This is a genomic window from Vibrio ruber DSM 16370 (genome assembly GCF_900163965.1).
Taxonomy (GTDB): domain Bacteria; phylum Pseudomonadota; class Gammaproteobacteria; order Enterobacterales; family Vibrionaceae; genus Vibrio; species Vibrio ruber.
The window spans coordinates 96,458-114,126 of the sequence record NZ_FULE01000047.1; the positions used below are offsets into that span (position 1 = coordinate 96,458).

13 protein-coding genes are annotated in these 17,669 nt (G+C 47.7%); 9 read left to right on the forward strand and 4 right to left on the reverse strand.

Annotation, left to right across the window (positions count from 1 at the left end; all coding sequences use genetic code 11):
- Positions 1–85: 85 nt before the first annotated feature.
- Genes VR7878_RS16940 through VR7878_RS16955 form a run of 4 tightly spaced genes read right to left on the reverse strand, consistent with a single transcriptional unit; the run spans position 86 to position 4,818 of the window.
- Positions 86–1,537 carry an ABC transporter ATP-binding protein gene (locus VR7878_RS16940; RefSeq protein ID WP_077337215.1) on the reverse strand — a complete coding sequence of 484 codons (1,452 nt, stop codon included), beginning with the start codon at positions 1,535–1,537 and terminating at the stop codon, positions 86–88.
- The gene (locus tag VR7878_RS16945) at positions 1,534–2,322 is read right to left on the reverse strand and encodes an ABC transporter permease (protein WP_077337216.1); all 789 of its coding nucleotides are present in this window, start codon (positions 2,320–2,322) and stop codon (positions 1,534–1,536) included. The genes VR7878_RS16940 and VR7878_RS16945 overlap by 4 nt, the downstream gene beginning before the upstream one ends.
- The gene (locus VR7878_RS16950; protein WP_059120369.1) at positions 2,319–3,272 is read right to left on the reverse strand and encodes an ABC transporter permease; all 954 of its coding nucleotides are present in this window, start codon (positions 3,270–3,272) and stop codon (positions 2,319–2,321) included. The genes VR7878_RS16945 and VR7878_RS16950 overlap by 4 nt, the downstream gene beginning before the upstream one ends.
- The gene (locus VR7878_RS16955) at positions 3,265–4,818 is read right to left on the reverse strand and encodes an ABC transporter substrate-binding protein (protein ID WP_077337217.1); all 1,554 of its coding nucleotides are present in this window, start codon (positions 4,816–4,818) and stop codon (positions 3,265–3,267) included. The genes VR7878_RS16950 and VR7878_RS16955 overlap by 8 nt, the downstream gene beginning before the upstream one ends.
- Before the next feature lie 299 nt (positions 4,819–5,117).
- Here VR7878_RS16955 and VR7878_RS16960 point away from each other — a divergent pair, with 299 nt between their 5' ends.
- The 9 genes from VR7878_RS16960 to VR7878_RS17015 all read left to right on the forward strand — a co-directional run bounded on the left by VR7878_RS16960 (position 5,118) and on the right by VR7878_RS17015 (position 17,100).
- Complete coding sequence (locus tag VR7878_RS16960) at positions 5,118–6,431, forward strand: right-handed parallel beta-helix repeat-containing protein (protein ID WP_162841946.1); 1,314 nt, start codon at positions 5,118–5,120, stop codon at positions 6,429–6,431.
- 126 nt (positions 6,432–6,557) lie between these two features.
- Positions 6,558–6,923 carry a hypothetical protein gene (locus tag VR7878_RS16965; RefSeq protein WP_077337218.1) on the forward strand — a complete coding sequence of 122 codons (366 nt, stop codon included), beginning with the start codon at positions 6,558–6,560 and terminating at the stop codon, positions 6,921–6,923.
- Positions 6,924–7,084: 161 nt separating this feature from the next.
- Positions 7,085–8,716 carry a methyl-accepting chemotaxis protein gene (locus VR7878_RS16970; protein ID WP_077337219.1) on the forward strand — a complete coding sequence of 544 codons (1,632 nt, stop codon included), beginning with the start codon at positions 7,085–7,087 and terminating at the stop codon, positions 8,714–8,716.
- A gap of 398 nt (positions 8,717–9,114) precedes the next feature.
- Complete coding sequence (locus VR7878_RS16975; RefSeq protein ID WP_077337220.1) at positions 9,115–10,245, forward strand: linear amide C-N hydrolase; 1,131 nt, start codon at positions 9,115–9,117, stop codon at positions 10,243–10,245.
- A 165-nt stretch (positions 10,246–10,410) separates the two neighbouring features.
- Positions 10,411–11,475, forward strand: coding sequence for a peptidase M42 (locus VR7878_RS16980; RefSeq protein WP_077337221.1), 1,065 nt, complete (start codon positions 10,411–10,413; stop codon positions 11,473–11,475).
- Between the two features lie 2,244 nt (positions 11,476–13,719).
- Complete coding sequence (locus VR7878_RS16995; protein WP_077337224.1) at positions 13,720–14,319, forward strand: hypothetical protein; 600 nt, start codon at positions 13,720–13,722, stop codon at positions 14,317–14,319.
- A gap of 363 nt (positions 14,320–14,682) precedes the next feature.
- Entirely contained in the window at positions 14,683–16,092 is a 1,410-nt protein-coding gene (locus tag VR7878_RS17005) for a poly(ethylene terephthalate) hydrolase family protein (RefSeq protein ID WP_077337226.1), read from the forward strand.
- On the forward strand, positions 16,092–16,427 hold the full coding sequence (locus tag VR7878_RS17010) for a hypothetical protein (RefSeq protein ID WP_077337227.1): 336 nt from the start codon (positions 16,092–16,094) through the stop codon (positions 16,425–16,427). The genes VR7878_RS17005 and VR7878_RS17010 overlap by 1 nt, the downstream gene beginning before the upstream one ends.
- Before the next feature lie 373 nt (positions 16,428–16,800).
- Entirely contained in the window at positions 16,801–17,100 is a 300-nt protein-coding gene (locus VR7878_RS17015) for a hypothetical protein (RefSeq protein WP_077337228.1), read from the forward strand.
- The last annotated feature ends 569 nt before the right edge of the window (positions 17,101–17,669 follow it).

Sequence of the window (17,669 nt, forward strand, 5' to 3'; positions counted from 1 at the left end):
TAACACGTGTGAGAGATGAAAACAAACAGCAGGCCCGAGTCAGACTCGGGCCTTTTTGATGCTCTCAATCAACTTTTATCCGGAATTAACCGGTAACCATCACCGGCTGAGCGGCCAGCGGATCATCTTCATCACTGACCGTCGACTCCGGTGCTAATTCGATCACCCGGTGACACACCTTCTCTAACAGACTCTGCTCATGGCTGACCAGTAACAGCGCACAATTTATCTCGCGGGTCGCCTCTAAGATCAGCGCCAGCGTTTCCTGAGCGGTGGACGGGTCTAACCGCGTGGTCGGCTCATCCGCAATGAGTAACTTCGGTTTGAGCAACAAGACCCGCAAAATCGCAAACCGCTGTAATTCACCGCCGGAAACCTGACTGGCGGACTGCTGCAATAATTTCGGATCTAAATGGAGCCGCTTCATCAGCGCCTGCGGCACCGCATCAGCAATCTGATAACGACGACAAATATCATCTATCAGCGTGCCTAAACTGACATGCGAGGCAAATGCACCGGGCGGGTCCTGATAGAGTTTGAGTTTCTGTCCGACACCCAGCGGTTGCAGATATTCAATCTCCCCCGCAAGCGGTGTCCGTAAACCAAGCACAGCCTGACACAAAGTTGATTTACCGCATCCGCTCGGCCCGCGGATCCCCAGCACTTCCCCGGCATGGAGTTCAAAAGACAAATCCTCAAACAACACCCGGTTCTCAACCGCCATTTTTAACTGATGAACGCGCAATAACACCGCCCCCGTCTGATGGCGGTTCATGACCGGCCAGTGACGCGGATGGGCAGTGATCAACTGACGGGTGTAAGCATGTTGCGGGTCACAAAGTACCGTGCTTGCCTGCCCCTGCTCAACCACATGACCTTGCTGAATGACAATGATGGTGCCGCCGAGTTGTTCCGCAACTTCGATATCATGTGTCACCGTCAGTAACGCCCCTTGCTGACGGTACTGTTGTAACATTCCAATCAGACGTTCACGGTTGTGATCATCCAGCCCTTTGGTCGGCTCATCGGCAATCAGAATTTCACCACCGCCACTGACGGCACAGACATAAGCCCCACGCTGTGCCATTCCGCCCGAAAGCTGAACCGGAAACTTCTGCTCATGGCCGGAAAGCCCGACAGCGTCAAATAATTGTGCTGTCTGAGTGCGGCATGTTGCCGCATCCTGATTGCGTAACAACGCGGGCACTTCTTCTGCTTGCCGGGACAGCGGCATTAACGGATCAAGGGCTAACGAGGGCTCCTGAGGCAAAATAGAAAATACCCGTCCCCATAAGTTTTCCCGTTCATCGGCAGACATCGTGTGCAAAGCCTGCCCTGACCACCACACTTCTCCCTGACTGGAAAAAGATGCCGGCAACGCACCGATAATCGCCTTCAACAACAAACTCTTGCCTGCCCCGGTTTCCCCGAGAATGGTCAGAGATTCTGCATGAGCCAGTGTCAATGAGACCGGCCCGACGACACGGTGCTCCCCCAGCCAGACCGACAGTTGCCGCACTTCAAGTAATGGTGTCATGTCCGTGAACCTCCCTGTGCCAGCAGGTGAAAAGAGAAAATCAGCAACGAAACCACCACAATCGGCTGAAGCAATACCCAAAAACCCTGATCATAGTAACGAAACAGTTCCACCATCATCATGCCTAACTCGGCATGGGGCGGACGCAGCCCGACATACAAAAAGCCGAGTGCTGCCAGTGATAAAATCGCATGACCGGCTCCGAAACAGGACAAGGTGTACACATCACTGCGTATTTCCGGCCAGATGTGACGATAAAACAGATACCAGCGGCTGAAGCCGAACAGACGAGAAGACTCAAACGCATCGGAGAGCACAACTGCCTGTGTCTGGCTGCGGATAACCCGGAAGTAATCAGCCCACATCGTGATTGAGATAGCAATGAAGAGAAAGAAAAACGACCCCGGGAAAATCGCGCCGAATAGCAAAACCAGAATCAACCCCGGCAGTGCCATTACAATATTGACCCACAGCGAAAAAACACGGTCAACCCAGCCTTTGTACCATCCGGCCCAGACACCGGAAAGCGTGCCGAGCAATGATGCAGTCGTGACACATAAGCCAGCCATCAGCAACGAGTTCATAATTGCATCGGCAAGCCGTGCCGCGTTACTGCGCCCGTAATGATCGGTGCCGAGAATCTCTTGCCAGTTTGGTCCGGCAAAAGCAAGCTCAAGCTGCTGACGGGCAATATCCCCGTTGAGCCAGAGCTTTTCAATCAAAACAAAAACCAACAACGTCGTCAGGATCGACAGGCCGATCCACTGCGTCCGATAAAGTTTCATGCGATCCCTCCTGCAACCGAGCGACGATAACGCGGATCAAAGTGGTACTGAACCAAATCAACCCCGGTATTAATCACCACAAACAGTAACCCCATAACCAATGCAGCCCCTTGAATCACCGGAATATCACGGCCGAAAATCGCATGAGACAATGCATGACCGATACCCGGCCAGGAAAACAGTGATTCAATCATCACAATCCCTTCAACCAGCCCTACGGCTTGCACACCAATAAATGCCAGTAGCGGTAACGTAATATTGCGCTGACCGTGATGCGCATAAGCCTGTGTTTCACTCAGGCCTTTCAGTCGCGCAAATTGATAAAACGGTGCCTCAAAAATACGCTTGGCAGTATTGCGAATCATGCGATTCGATAAGGCAGCCAGAGATAAAGCCAGCGCCAAAGCCGGGAGTAACACATGTTCAAACCGGCCGAACCCTGCCACAGGTAATAAATCAAGCTTTAGGGCAAAACATAAGATCAGTACCAACCCGATCAAAAATACCGGCTGAGCCCGCATAAAACTGGAAATCAGTAACGTGACCCTGTCATGCCACTGTCCGGCACGACGCGCACAGTAGAGGCCGACAGGAAAAGCGATCAATAGCGATAATCCCAGCGCAACGGCTGCCAGCCATAATGAATAGCCCAAGTGGTGCATAATTTTCTCAGTCACCGACTCACCGCTGATCATCGACTGCCCCAGATTAAAGTGGGCTAAGTCCCACATCCAGCTCAGATACTGTTCCCACACCGGACGATTCAGGCCGAGATCTGCTGCCACGCGCTGCGCGGCCTGTAAATTGACATAGTCATAACCATAACGAGCCGCAGCAATGCGAAATGCCATATCTCCCGGCAGGCATTTCATCATCACAAACGTCACCGTGCCGACTGACCAACCGACAAAGATCAGCTGGCAAAAGCGGCGCAATAATAAATTAATCATGAAGTTGCATTTCCTTGAGACGATAATCAATTTCATACGGGTCAAACGAGAATCCGGACACCCGATTGTTGACCGCAATCAATTGCTGGCTGTACGCAATCGGAATCACCGGCAGTTGATCCGCCATGATTCGGGCAACCTGCTGAGACAACTGCCGGGCGACATGTGGATCAGACTCACTCAGAAGTTGAGTCAGAATGGCGCGAATTTGCGGAGAATCCCAGTTCATATGGCCCCAGTCACTGCCCTGCGGTGAAGAGAAATCATCATAAAGAATCGGCAGCGGAGTGCCCATCATACCGAAGTTGCGCGCAATCAGCGCCATATCGAGCGTATTGTCATGATGCTTGGCCGGAATCGCACTGGCATTATCAATACTGACATTGACCTGAATCCCCAGCAGTGCCAGCTGGTTCTGAATACTGGTTGCCAAAACGGGTAATTCAGGGCGATTGGCATAGGTCGTTAACGTTAGCGTGAATGGTTGACCATCACGCACTAACCAGCCTTGATTATCGTAAGACCACCCTTGCTGCATCATCAGTGTTTTGGCCTTTTGCAGGTTACGTTGCTCATGCAGGTTGTCGAGATACCAGTCAGACTGTGAAGGTGAGAAAAGCTGATAAGCGGCTGACCCCGGCAAACGCAGTACCGTTGATGCCATTCCTTCACGATCCAGTGCCAGACTAATCGCCTGCCGAACTGCCAGATGACGTAACTGCGGGTGACCGAGGTTCAGTTTCAGCAACACTGTCCGGGGCAACGCAAGTGACTGAACACTCACCTGCTCCGATTGCTTCAGTCCTTCACGGCTGATCGGATCAACTGAATAAGCAATATCTGCCTGGCCACTACGCACCAACAGCGCCCGGCTTTCACTCCGGTGCCCCGCCAGATAACTGACCGACTGAATATGCGCCGGCTCGCCCCAATAGTCTGGGTTTTGCGTCACTTCGATCTTATGTGGCGGATGAGCCATAGCCACCTGATATGCCCCGGTCCCAATCACGGCTGACGGTGCCTGTCCTTTATCTGTTTCATCACCTTGCGCTATTTTCCCCAGCGTCGCAGGGGAAACCATTCCCAGACTGTAATGCGCCAGTACACTCAAGAGCGGACTGTAAGGCCGGGACAACGCAATCACTAATGTCCCGTTTTCAACCGTAATGGCCTGAATCGGCACCTGACGAATCACTCCCGGTTGCGTACGCGCATAAGCTAAATTCTGCCGCACCGCTTCGGCATTCAGTTGCGAGCCATCATGAAAAACGACCCCGGGACGAATGCTAAACCGCCATATCAACCCATCGGCGGATGGCGTCCACTCAGTGGCTAACAAGGGTTGCACGCTTCCATCGGGCATGAGGCGCGTTAAAGACTCGGTGACCCCGAGACGGCTGTAGAGAAATCCGTCACGCGACAGCTCCGTGCCGTTAAATTCAAACGGGCCGGAAATGGTAAGTTGGGTATTATTCTGAGACTGACGATGTTGATAGATCGCGATGGCAATGATGCCAACCACGATGATAAGCAATATTTTTTTCATATTCAAGTGAGTGAATTATCATTAATTGATACGTTATAACATATCAATATACATATCTTATTGCAATCATTCCTCATCCAACCATTGATGAAAATATTGATTTTTTTAAGGTGCTGTGAACTTGGTTCAATGGGCGCTAGCGTGGTTTTCGTGTGTTGCAGTGGGCAGGATGGATGATCGTCAATCTTGACACAACAGTGACAACGATTCAGAAAAATGAAACACCGTTTCTTAATTGATCGATTTTATTGATCAATCCATATATTTTAGATATGCAATTTATAACGTATGGATCAATTATGAAATTCAAAATCATTTCTTTATCAATGCTAATCGCTGTCAGCAATCTAGGTTTTGCCAAAAACCTCTATATTGCACCTTACGGTTCAGACAGCAATTCAGGCACGCTCTCATCACCATTAAAAACCATTATGGCGGCACAATCGGCGGCTTCAGCAGGTGATATTGTCTATATCCGCGGGGGGACTTACTATCTAAATGATTCGAATATTACTCAACATCAGGATATTCGTGCCATCGTTAACAATATCACCAAAGACGACATCAGCTATATTAACTATGGCTCCGAGCGCCCGGTGTTTGATTTTTCGAATGTTAAACCGGCTAACTATCGCAACACGGCATTCATGGTGCGGGCGGATAACTGCGTGTTTAAAGGTTTCGATGTGGTTGGTGTACAGGTCACCATCGCTGATCATCGCACACAATCTGAAGCGTTTATGATCAATAAGGGCAATGGTAACCGTTTCGAAAACCTAGCCATTCATGACGGCATGGCTATCGGCTGGTACTTGGTTGCCGGCAGTAACAACTATGTTCTCAATGTCGATGCATACAACAACCGCGGATTAAACCATTACTCGGACGGTAACGTCGATGGCTTTGGGGCCCACCCGACCTCAGCGTCTTACACCGGGAATGTCATCAGCCATTCACGCGCTTGGTTTAACAGTGACGACGGGTTTGACTTAATCAACGCAGACGCTGCTGTCACCATTGAATATAGCTGGGCTTTTTACAACGGTTACGGGCAAGACTTTACCAGACTGGGCGATGGTAATGGTTTTAAAGCCGGTGGCTATGGGCGTAACGGCAGTGCAACGCCTAGTGTGATCCCGCGTCACACGATCCGCTACAACTTAGCGGTACGTAACCGCTCTGCTGGCTTTTACGCCAATCACCATATCGGTGGTCAAAACTGGATCAATAACACCTCAATCCGTAACCAAAGCGCAAATTACAACATGTTATCAACGCTTGATGACAACCGCACCGATGTCAAAGGCTACGGCCATTACATGCGCAATAACTTAGGATTTGACGGTCACAACGAAGTGATCAATCTGGGTAACAGCACTGAGAATGACCTCATTTACAACTACTTCAACCTCCCCGTCACCATCACCTCAAAAGATTTTGTCCGTCTGGATGAACGTGAGTTGATGTATCCTCGCCAAGCCGACGGCTCTCTGCCGAGGATCAAATATGCGCTGCTGAAAAAAGGCAGTGATTTAATTGATGCCGGTATCTATGCCGGTGACGGTTATAAAGGCGCCGCACCTGATTTAGGTGCCTTTGAATCTGATTATTAATGATTTTGCTTACCACGAAAAATGCAGCCTGAGTGCTGCATTTTTTTGGTTCCTGCCAGCATATCCTTACGAGGACACACGCCCTACCCCTTTCGGCGCCGGAGGCTGGGAAGGTAAAATGTTGAATTGAAGTTTGGGACGCTCCGGCTTGATTCGCATCCTGCTCAGGCAATCCTGAAAATTCGTCCTGAATTTCCCCCTGAGATCATCGCTCAATTTGGCTTCATTGATTCAGTGTTTCACCCCATTCAAATCAACCGCCAAACCAAGAAAACCATTCCGGGAGAATGGTTAGGCTTTTCCGGGCAGGACGCCTGTAAAAGCCGGTTCTGGACAACATGCACCCAAGCCAAACAAACAAGATTTTCTGGTTACGCTTGCATCTTGGCAAGAGTAACTGGCGCACTGGACACCGATGTCACTGAAATTGAAAAACGCGATTGTGCGTCATATTTCGGCGCCGGAGGCTGGAAAGGTAAAATGTTGAATTGAAGTTTGGGACGCTCCGGCTTGATCAAAGGCTACCTTACAAGGACACACACCCCACCATTGATAGGAAAGCTCTATTGATTTAATTCATACAATGTAATTTATTTATTGAAATAAATTCTTGATAATCGCTCTCATTATCAGTCTATGGGGGAGAAATAGACATGTTATCAAGAATATCAATTGCCAGAGCGATGCAATGGGGCTTTGGCATCGCCATCACTATGGTCTTTGCTTTGGGGATCTATCTGATTGTCGTCATCAGTAATGTGCGCGATCACTTCAATACCCTTGTCACCCATAACTTACAAGTGCAATCCGTGCTTTCGGATTTGCGCTTCTATACGGTCACCTACCGTCGTTTTGCCTTGGATTACGGCCTGACCACCAGCGCAAGTGCTCACCAAGACATTCAAAAAACCATCGATGAAAACGACAAAAAAGTAGCCGCATCGTTGAAACGTTTTCGTGAAGTAGCCGATACCGCAGACATGAAACGCTTTATGGAAACCGTGCAAACTCGGATTAATGCCTATCGTGACATGCAAAACCACTACCTCTCTTTGATCGATCAAGGTGAAATCGATAAAGCTCGCGTGGAGATGCTAGGGCCGATGCTCGCTCCTTTTAATACCATCGTTGATTCTCTGAGTGACTTACAAGAAACATTATTAAAGCAAGGCATCACGATGAAAGATGAAGAATCTAAAGCCATGGGGCGCGCCATTGTGATTGAGGCCATTGTTGGGGCGGTTTTACTGCTATTTTTGGTCATTTTCGGTGTCTTACTGACTCGCAAGGTCAATAAGCCATTAGGGGTGCTGATTGAGCAAATGAATACGGTAGAAAAAGGTGATTTGCGCACTCGCTTAGCATTAACCCAGTTCGCTGACGATGAATTAGGACGCGCCGCACATTCATTTGATCAAATGCAACAAGGGATCTATCGCTTGGCAGAAGGCGTGCAGCGAAACACTCAGATTGTTGAGAATGCCAGTCAAACCATGTTGGAGAGAATGGCCAATACGACACTGCGCCTCGATCAGCAGAAAAGCGAAATCAGTACAGTGGCATCGGCGATGTCGCAATTGCAAGCGAGCTTTGCCGACGTCGCTCAGCATACGGTAACAGCCGCCCAAAGCGCAGCGGATGTCAAAGGCCATGCGACCAACAGCCAAGAAGTGATCCAAGCGTCGCTCAACCAGACAGAATCGCTTTCGGGTGCCATTTCTGAAGCATCAGTCGTGACTCAAGCGCTGAAAAATGACAGTGCGGGCATTGAAATGATTTCTCAGGTCATTAGCAACATCACAGAGCAGACCAATTTACTGGCGCTCAATGCTGCTATCGAGGCAGCCCGGGCTGGAGAAGCAGGACGCGGTTTCGCAGTGGTTGCCAATGAAATTCGCTCCTTAGCGCAAAAAACGCAAGACTCTATCGATGAAATCAATCAGACCATTGATGTCATTCAAAACCATGCTGATCAAGCTGTGAGTACCATGGAAATCAGCCAAACACAGATGCAATCAGGGCTTGAAAAAGCCCGCAGCAGCCAAGAAAGTATCGGGCATGTCATGACCTCTGCAACAACCATTGATGGTATGAGCCACATGATTGCCGCAGCGACCGAGCAACAACTGGATGTGGCGAAAGAGCTGGCGCACAGTATTCATGAAATTCACCAAATGTCTCAGGATATTCACCGCAGTGTACACGACACAGAAAAACTCAGTGAGGAGCTCAAATCTACGAGCCGAAGCCTAAGCGAGGTGTCTGCACGCTTTCAGCTTGCATAAAGGCGTTCAATGCTGGCAAGAGGCGTGCTTATCGGGACACACGCCCTAAAAATCTATCGCGATACCACCTTGAATCACGCTCTGATGACGCTTGCATCTGCGCAAGCGTCTCTCTTCATGCGTTACTGGCGCACAGATACTCAGTACAATCGAAAAACCCAAAATGCATCGTGTTTTATATTGAAAATCTGAAAATCCCGACGGTATACCCCATCCAACAACAATCATTCTCCCAAAAAGCACCGAGCCTATTATTCAACAGATTTAATAGCGATCTGCAAAATTGTGTCATAACCTCATTTTAGGCGTCATAGAAAAGCAGTCATGCCCCTAACCCGACTCACCCACGGTGGTACATCCCATTTTCTTAAACAGCATATTTATTAAGGATATTTCATATGAGATTTCGCTTAGTTTTTCCACTCACCAGCTTGGTTCTTGCTCTCACTCCTCCCGCGGATGCCTGTACTCGAATCCTTTATCACAATGCGGTGAGCACCAATCCACCTGAAACAGTACAGAACAAAGCGGGCTTCTTTACCGCCCGTAGCATGGATTGGTACATCGATACACAAACCGATTTATGGATATTTCCTAAAGGCATGCAACGCACCGGCGGGGATATACCCGGAGCAATCAAGTGGAAATCAAAATACGGCTCTGTTGTCGCGTCTGCCTTTCATGGAGCCACCGCAGATGGCATCAATGAAAAAGGCTTGGTTGCCAACTTCCTATATCTCAATGAAGCGAATTATGGCACACGAGAGGTGCAACAACCTGAGCTGGCGGTAACCGCTTGGGCACAATATGTACTGGATAACTATGAGACCGTTAATCAGGCAGTAGAAGACTTGCGCAAACAGCCTTTTCATATAGCCGATGCCATGGTGCCTCCTGGAGATCATAAAGCCACCGGCCACTTATCCATTTCTGACCCCAGTGGCGACTCGGCCATCTTTGAATACATTCAAGGTAAGCTCCATATTCACCATGGCAGTGAATATACCGTGATGACCAACTCCCCAACCTTCGACCAACAACTCGCCATTAATCGCTATTGGGAACAGGGAGACGGCTGGAAAATGTTACCGGGCACAAGCCGCTCAGCGGACCGCTTCGCGCGCGCGGATTTCTATCTGAAAAACGCTCAGGCAGCGAGTGACCCTGACGATGCTTCAGCGGCAGCGACCACGCTGTCCATCTTGCGCAATACATCAGCTCCGCTCAATATCAAAAACCCCGATCCGAATAAACCCAACGAAGCCTCGACCATATGGCGCACCGTGGCTGATCAAAAAAATTTACGCTACTACTTCGATTCGGCCCTCAGCCCAAATGTCTTTTGGATCGATCTGAACAAAGTAAATTTATCTGACACGGGCGTGGTGAAAAAACTAAATTTGCAGCCAGAAAAGATAGAAGTAGACGGTCATGAACAAGAAAGAAGGAAAGTCTATGCTGGCGAAGTCTCGGATAAATTCCAACCCGCAGAGCCTTTTGCATGGATTGTCGGCGAGACCAAGAGCTAACTAACATCGCTGAGTCCTCAAGACGATGTTTTTCTTTAAAGCCCCCAATAGTCGGTCACTATTTTAAGGAATGGTTAAAAAATGGTTACAAAATCATAAAAAGAGTATGTTATTTGGTGAATTCAGTTTATAAGACAAAAGACTCTCTCTTGATTGGAGCGCTATATGCCCAGTGATCATTTTATCGACCTGCTTAAACTGCTGATTCGTGCCCCGAGCGTTGTGGGTGCAGAGCATTCTTTTTTTCGTGTCCTGCAACGTGAGCTGGAAGAGCGCGGTGCAAAAGTGACTTGGTATGAAGGTCTGTTGGTCGCTCAGGGCAGTGACCCGTTCAGCACCATGTTTTCCGCCCATATTGACCGGCATGGTTTGGTCTGTACCGGCCCCAATGAGTTCCAGTACGCCGCATTTGTATCAGCGAACCGCACAGATTTGCTGAACAACTCAGTATCGGAAGAACTCATGACAAAGGTGACAGAGCGTTTCAACCATGAAGAAGTCTACGCCTATGAGCCTTGGTCAGGAATGTACTGTGGCAAAGGCATCATCAACAGCGCTTATGTGTGTGAATTCCGTAACAACTTAATTTTTGAGACCAAAGGTTTAGAGAGCGTCGTGGCCGGTACCCCGATTGCATTCAATGATCAATTACATCAGGTCGATAATCGCTTAGAAGGCCAGCTCGATAATGTCATTTCAGCCGCTGCGCTGGTTCACCTTTTCGATCATGGCTTTAAAGGCACCGCCTTTTTCACCGCCCAAGAGGAATCGGGTAAAAGCTGGCGCTACTTACTGGAGTGGTTCCGTCGCTTTGGTGGCTCCACGAACCGCTTATTTGTGGTCGATACCAGCCCATACCCGAATGTTGAAGCCGCCAATCAACAACTGCTGGTTTTAAGAGAAAAAGACGCCAACGCGACATTCAATCAAGAAAGTACTCAGCTACTTGAAAGCCTATGTGTGGAAAACAAGATTAGCTACCAGTATAAAAACCGTTATGTCGCAGAAGAAAATGCCAAACGTGCCGAGCAAGGCTTACCACCGACATCATTAGGCAGTACCGAGCTTGGCCGGATTATCGCCGCATCCAATGGCTTGGTAGACGGCACCACCATCCAGATACCGACCATTGGTTATCACACCATGCATGAGTCAGCATCAGTGGCGTCCGTGGATGCTTTTATCGACATGCTGAAAATAGTCGCCAATATTGAAGTAACGACGACATGAAACAAAATAAGGAATTGATTCTCGTGCTGTTCAAGCTTTTTTGTTAGGGAATAGCTGATTGTGCGGCATATTTGGGAGCCGGTGCTGGAAAGGTAAAACTTGTGATGCCGGTGTTTAGGGGGAGAAATGGGGGCTCTGTGGTTTGGGACGCAATTACTTTTCCGATCTCATTGCCATCTCCACCTGCGCCCCAGGTACTTTTTCACAGCAGAAAAAGTACCCCAAAATGCTTAGGGGTTTGAGTTCAGCGCTCGTTATCAGGGTCGGATTGATTCGCATCCTGCTCAGGCAATCCTGAAAATTCGTCCTGAATTTTCCCCCTAAGATCATCGATCAATTTGGCTTCATTGATTCAGTGTTTCACCCCATTCAAATCAACCACCCAACCAAGAAAACCATTCCGGGAGAATGGTTAGGCTTTTCCGGGCAGGACGCCCGTAAAAGCCGGTTCTGGACAACATGCACCCAAGCCAAACAAAAAAGATGTTCTGGTTCGTCTTTCATCTCTGAAAGATGAACTGGCGCACTGAGCACCGATGTCACTGAAATTGAAAAACGCAATTGTGCGTCAAATCTGGGAGCCGAAGGCTAAGAAGAGAACACTTGTAATGCAGGTGTTTGGGGGGAGAAATGGTGGCACTGTGGTTTGGGACGCAATTACTTTTCCGATCTCATTAGCATCTCCGACTGCGCCCCAGGTACTTTTTCACAGCAGAAAAAGTACCCCAAAATGCTTAGGATTTGAGTTCAGTGCTCGTTATCAGGGTCGGATTGATTCGCATCCTGCTCAGGCAATCCTGAAAATTCGTCCTGAATTTTCCCCCTGAGATCGTCGATCAATTTAGTTTCATTGATTCAGTGTTTCACCCAATTCTAATCAACTGCCAAACGAGGAAAACCATTCAAGGATGAATGGTTAGGCTTTTCCGGGCAGGACGCCCGTAAAAGCCGGTTCTGGACAACATGCACCCAAGCCAAACAAAGATCTTCTGGTTACTCTTGCATCTTGGCAAGAGTAACTGGCGCACTGAGCACCGGTGCCTCTGAAATCGAACAACGGGACTGTGCGTCAAATCTGGGAGCCGGAGGCCAAGAAGATAAAATTATAATGCAGGTGTTTGGGACGCAATTACTTCTCCGATCTCATTGCCATCTCCGCCTGCGCCCCAGGTACTTTTTCACAGCAGAAAAAGTACCCCAAAATGCTTAGGGTTTGAGTTCAGTGCTCGTTATCAGGGTCGGATTGATTCGCATCCTGCTCAAGCAATCCTGAAAATTCGTCCTGAATTTTCCCCTTGAGATCATCGGTCAATTTGGCTTCGCTTTTAAAATGTTTCACTCCATTCAAATCAACCGCCAAACGAGGAAAACCATTCAAGGACGAATGGTTAGGCTTTTCCGGGCAGGAGGCCCGTAAAAGCCGGTTCTGGACAACGTGCGACGCCGCCAAACAAAAAAGATTTTCTGGTTACGCTTGCATCTCTGCAAGAGTAACTGGCGCACAGAGCACCGGTGCCTCTGAAATCGAACAACGGGACTGTGCGTCAAATCTGGGAGCCGGAGGCTAAGAAGAGAAAACTTGTAATGCAAGTGTTTAGGGGGAGAAATGGTGGCTCTGTGGTTTGGTGCGCAATGACTTCTCCGATCTCATTGCCATCTCCGCCTGCGCCCCAGGTACTTTTTCACAGCAGAAAAAGTACCCCAAAATGCTTAGGGTTTGAGTCCAGTGCACATAATCAGGGACGCTTTTATTCGCTCCTGCTCACGAAAAGCTTAAAATTCATCCATGAATTTTACCCTGAGAGCATCGATCAATTTAGTTTTATTGATTCAGTGTTTCACCCAATTCAAATCAACCACCCGACCAAGAAAACCATTCAAGGATGAATGGTTAGGCTTTTCCGGGCAGGAGGCCCGTAAAAGCCGGTTCTGGACAACGTGCGACGCCGCCAAACAAAAAAGATTTTCTGGTTCATCTTTCATCTCTGAAAGATGAACTGGCGCACTGAGCACCGATGTCACTGAAATTGAAAAACGCAATTGTGCGTCAAATCTGAGAGATGAGATGTTGAGGTTTGGGAAGCAATCAATTTCTCAATTTCACAACCACTACACGTTCAAGTGCGAAAGTTCTATCGCGGCCAATCAGCACAGAATTGATACTAAAATCCGGCATGTTTTTTATAGACTACAATGATAAATGCAACTAGTTGCATTTCGTAATCAAATAAGGAAACGGAAAAAATGAAAAAACAATTACAACTCATGATGGCAGGTACAATTCTTTGCATGTCGATGAACACATTTGCAGGCGAGAGTCAGGAAGGTTATGAAGATTTCCCCAGTACAGTGGACTATTTTTCTTCTCCTTCTATCGACAGTAAATCTGGCCAAAAAACATCTTCATCTTGGAAACAAATGAATGGCAAAGGAACCGGTTGGTATGGGGTAAACGGTGGCATTAATGCCGTATACGGCGCTGGAGACACTGACCGGAGTATCGAAAGATTTCATTATGAAAAACCAAGCTGGGGATGGGCAACGTATAAAACTACAACAAAACAAATGGATGGCAACGGCTCAAAAGACTATTTTTGCCCCAACAATAGTATTATCACTGAATTATATTACGAAGATTCAGGTGATGACAGTATCGAGGCTTTTCGCTGCCTAGAAGTCGCTCAACATACCGTGGAAGGTGTTGGCTGGAAACATGTAAAATATACAGGGGAAACCTATTGCCCGAAAGGAAGCTACCTATCCGGGATGAGCTATAAAGATTATGGCGATGATTATGTAGAACAAATCTATTGCTCGAAACTGGTTAAAAAAAATGATAACTAGACTTTTAATAACCACCGCTAAAATGCGGTGGTTTGAGTTTAATTAGTCGCTTATCAGGACACACACCTTAAAGTGCTCGGTATCATCGCTGTTGTGTGTGTCCTCGATACGCACCTTCAAAAACAGACCTGCCCCGCGAATTTCATCGCATTCAAATATGTACAGTGACACACACTTCATTCATCTTTTGCTACAAATATGCAACTGTTTGCTATTCTTGCTTTAGCTATTGTACATTTTTTAACCAAATATATTTTCATACCTGTGTCAATAGCGTGAAAAATGACTCTTTTAAAAAAGTCAAAACTCAGTTGGTTTACCAAAAAATTGTTTACTTGGAATAAGAAACAATAAGGAGACACCATGAAAGACAATCATAAAATCAAAGTCACCTCCATCATGTATATGATAGTACTGATGCTAATGACTTTCGTTGTCAAAGGGGCCTTTGCTGAAAATGCTATTATCAACGGCACGTATTCTTTGATCGTTACCCAAAGTGGCAAGGCGCTGGACACCTCGCAGTGGGGCACCATAGACGGTACGAACATTACTCTGAATGACTATTGGGGCGGTGAATCCCAGAAATTCATCATTACTCCCGTCGACGGAATCTGGCACCGGATCACACCAGTTATCGCGCCAGACCAAGCGTTCGACGTATCCAAATGCAGTCCGAATGTCGGTGCCAATATCCAGACATGGCGCTATGAGGGTGGCGTCTGCCAACAGTTCCGATTTGCTGAAACTGGAAACGGCAATTATCAGATTATTACCCGCGGCACAGACATGAGCCTGAATGTTAATAATTTATCCGAAGAAAACGATACCAACGTCATGCAATCGACCAGCACTGGCAAGGAAAATCAGATATTTACACTGCGCCGTCACGCCGAGAACCACATTAGTGGCAGTTGTCCGGATGGAGCCATCTGTCGTGATGAAGAAGCCCCCGGCCTATACGACGAAAAAGGCCCCTATGATGTCAGCTCATACGAGCTTCCCGGTGCCTATGTCAACTTACCGGCAAGAGCCAGAGTATATTATCCCGCCAATGCAGAACCACCATATTCAGGCATTGTGTTCTGCCCACCGTTTATGTCCAAACAGATCGCTTTTGCAGCCTGGGGGCCTTGGTTTGCATCTCACGGTATAGTTCTTGTCACGATGGATACCACCACCATTTTTGACCAAGTGACAGCCCGAGACAATCAGCAATGGCGAGTCGTTAAGGCCCTTAGAAGCGAAAACACCCGTTTGGGCAGCCCTCTCAGAGGTAAGCTGGATACAGACAAAGTCGGAATCATGGGATGGTCTATGGGCGGAGGAGCCTCTTGGATTAATGCGGGCAAACACAGAGACGAACTCGCAACAGTTCTAAGTCTTGCTGGCCACAACATGACCGCCTGGTATAACACTGACATCTATTCCTGGTATTCACCGAAGGAGCTTCTTGATGCCGCTTATGCCAGTGGCCGGTTAATCAAAATTCCAGCCTTGTTACTTAACGGTGCTCTGGATACCACCGTTCTCGGCGGCCTCGGTCAATCAGATGGCGTTTACCGATCAATTTCAAACACCCCCAAAATTCTAGCCGTATTAGGTCTTGGTGGTCATTTTGACTGGGCTTATCCTACTCAGGCAGGTCGAGGTGTGGCAGCGCTCGTGCTCGCGTTTGAAAAAACCTTTTTGGACGGTGATACACGGTGGGCACCTTATATCCAAAAACCCTCAGCCCTCATGGCAAAATGGCAAACATCGGATCTGCCATAATGTCTACTGTTAAACCAAAGCATAACAATCAAGACTATCAGGCCATCATGCCAAATGGTGGCTCTGTTGTTTGGGACGCAATGACTTCTCCGATCTCATTACCACCTCCGCCTGCGCCCCAGATACTTTTTCAAGGCCGAAAAAGTACCCCAAAAGGCCTAAAGTTTAAGTTCAGCGCACTGAATCAGGGTCACTTTTATTCGCTCCTGCTCACAAAAAGCTTAAAATTCATCCATGAATTTTACCCTGAGATCATCGATCAATTTGGCTTCATTGATTCAATGTTTCACCCAACTAGAATCAACCACTCAACAAAGAAAACCATTCAAGGATGAATGGTTAGGCTTTTCCGGGCAGGATGCCCGTAAAAGCCGGTTCTGGACAACGTGCGACACCGCCAAACAAAAAAGATCTTCTGGTTCGTCTTTCATCTTTGAAAGATGAACTGGCGCACGGAGCACTGATGCCTCTGAAACCGAAAAACGCAATTGTGCGTCAAATCTGGGAGCCGGAGGCCAAGAAGATAAAATTGTAATGCGGGTGTTTGGTGCGCAATGACTTCTCCGATCTCATTGCCATCTCCGAATGCGCCCCAGATACTTTTTCAAGGCCGAAAAAGTACCCCAAAAGGCCTAAAGTTTAAGTTCAGCGCACTGAATCAGGGGCGCTTTTATTCGCTCCTGCTCACAAAAAGCTTAAAATTCATCCATGAATTTTACCCTGAGATCATCGATCAATTTGGCTTCGTTGATTCAATGTTTCACCCGACTAGAATCAACCACTCAACAAAGAAAACCATTCAAGGATGAATGGTTAGGCTTTTCCGGGCAGGACGCCCGTAAAAGCCGGTTCTGGAAAGCACACGCCCAAGCCAACAAAAAAGATTTTCTGGTTCGTCTTTCATCTCTGAAAGATGAACTGGCGCACGGAGCACTGATGCCTCTGAAACCGAAAAACGTAATTGTGCGTCAAATCTGGGAGCCGGAGGCCAAGAAGATAAAATTGTAATGCGGGTGTTTGGTGCGCAATGACTTCTCCGATCTCATTACCACCTCCGCCTGCGCCCCAGGTACTTTTTCACAGCAGAAAAAGTACCCCAAAATGCTTAGGGTTTGAGTTCAGTGCACATAATCAGGGTCACTTTTATTCGCTCCTGCTCACAAAAAGCTTAAAATTCATCCATGAATTTTACCCTGAGATCATCGATCAATTTGGCTTCATTGATTCAATGTTTCACCCAACTAGAATCAACCACTCAACAAAGAAAACCATTCAAGGATGAATGGTTAGGCTTTTCCGGGCAGGACGCCCGTAAAAGCCGGTTCTGGACAACGTGCGACACCGCCAAACAAAAAAGATCTTCTGATGGGATGGTCACTCCATCACTCGGCATCGTGATGTGCCATGATTGAAGTGATATCAACAATCGAAATCAGGAGTGACCACCATGAAATGTAGCGTAATCAGTATCGACTTGGCAAAAAACGTTTTCCAAATCTGTGCATTAGATGACAAACGTCTGGTTCTTTTGAACAAAAAAGTTAGACGAAACGACTTGCTCGATCAACTCAGACAAT

Bases quoted from the DNA above. Each gene is read 5' to 3' on its own strand.
- VR7878_RS16940 (WP_077337215.1), bottom strand. From the start codon at position 1,537: ATGACACCATTACTTGAAGTGCGGCAACTGTCGGTCTGGCTGGGGGAG.
- VR7878_RS16945 (WP_077337216.1), bottom strand. From the start codon at position 2,322: ATGAAACTTTATCGGACGCAGTGGATCGGCCTGTCGATCCTGACGACG.
- VR7878_RS16950 (WP_059120369.1), bottom strand. From the start codon at position 3,272: ATGATTAATTTATTATTGCGCCGCTTTTGCCAGCTGATCTTTGTCGGT.
- VR7878_RS16955 (WP_077337217.1), bottom strand. From the start codon at position 4,818: ATGAAAAAAATATTGCTTATCATCGTGGTTGGCATCATTGCCATCGCG.
- VR7878_RS16960 (WP_162841946.1), top strand. From the start codon at position 5,118: ATGAAATTCAAAATCATTTCTTTATCAATGCTAATCGCTGTCAGCAAT.
- VR7878_RS16970 (WP_077337219.1), top strand. From the start codon at position 7,085: ATGTTATCAAGAATATCAATTGCCAGAGCGATGCAATGGGGCTTTGGC.
- VR7878_RS16975 (WP_077337220.1), top strand. From the start codon at position 9,115: ATGAGATTTCGCTTAGTTTTTCCACTCACCAGCTTGGTTCTTGCTCTC.
- VR7878_RS16980 (WP_077337221.1), top strand. From the start codon at position 10,411: ATGCCCAGTGATCATTTTATCGACCTGCTTAAACTGCTGATTCGTGCC.
- VR7878_RS16995 (WP_077337224.1), top strand. From the start codon at position 13,720: ATGAAAAAACAATTACAACTCATGATGGCAGGTACAATTCTTTGCATG.
- VR7878_RS17005 (WP_077337226.1), top strand. From the start codon at position 14,683: ATGAAAGACAATCATAAAATCAAAGTCACCTCCATCATGTATATGATA.
- VR7878_RS17010 (WP_077337227.1), top strand. From the start codon at position 16,092: ATGTCTACTGTTAAACCAAAGCATAACAATCAAGACTATCAGGCCATC.
- VR7878_RS17015 (WP_077337228.1), top strand. From the start codon at position 16,801: ATGAATTTTACCCTGAGATCATCGATCAATTTGGCTTCGTTGATTCAA.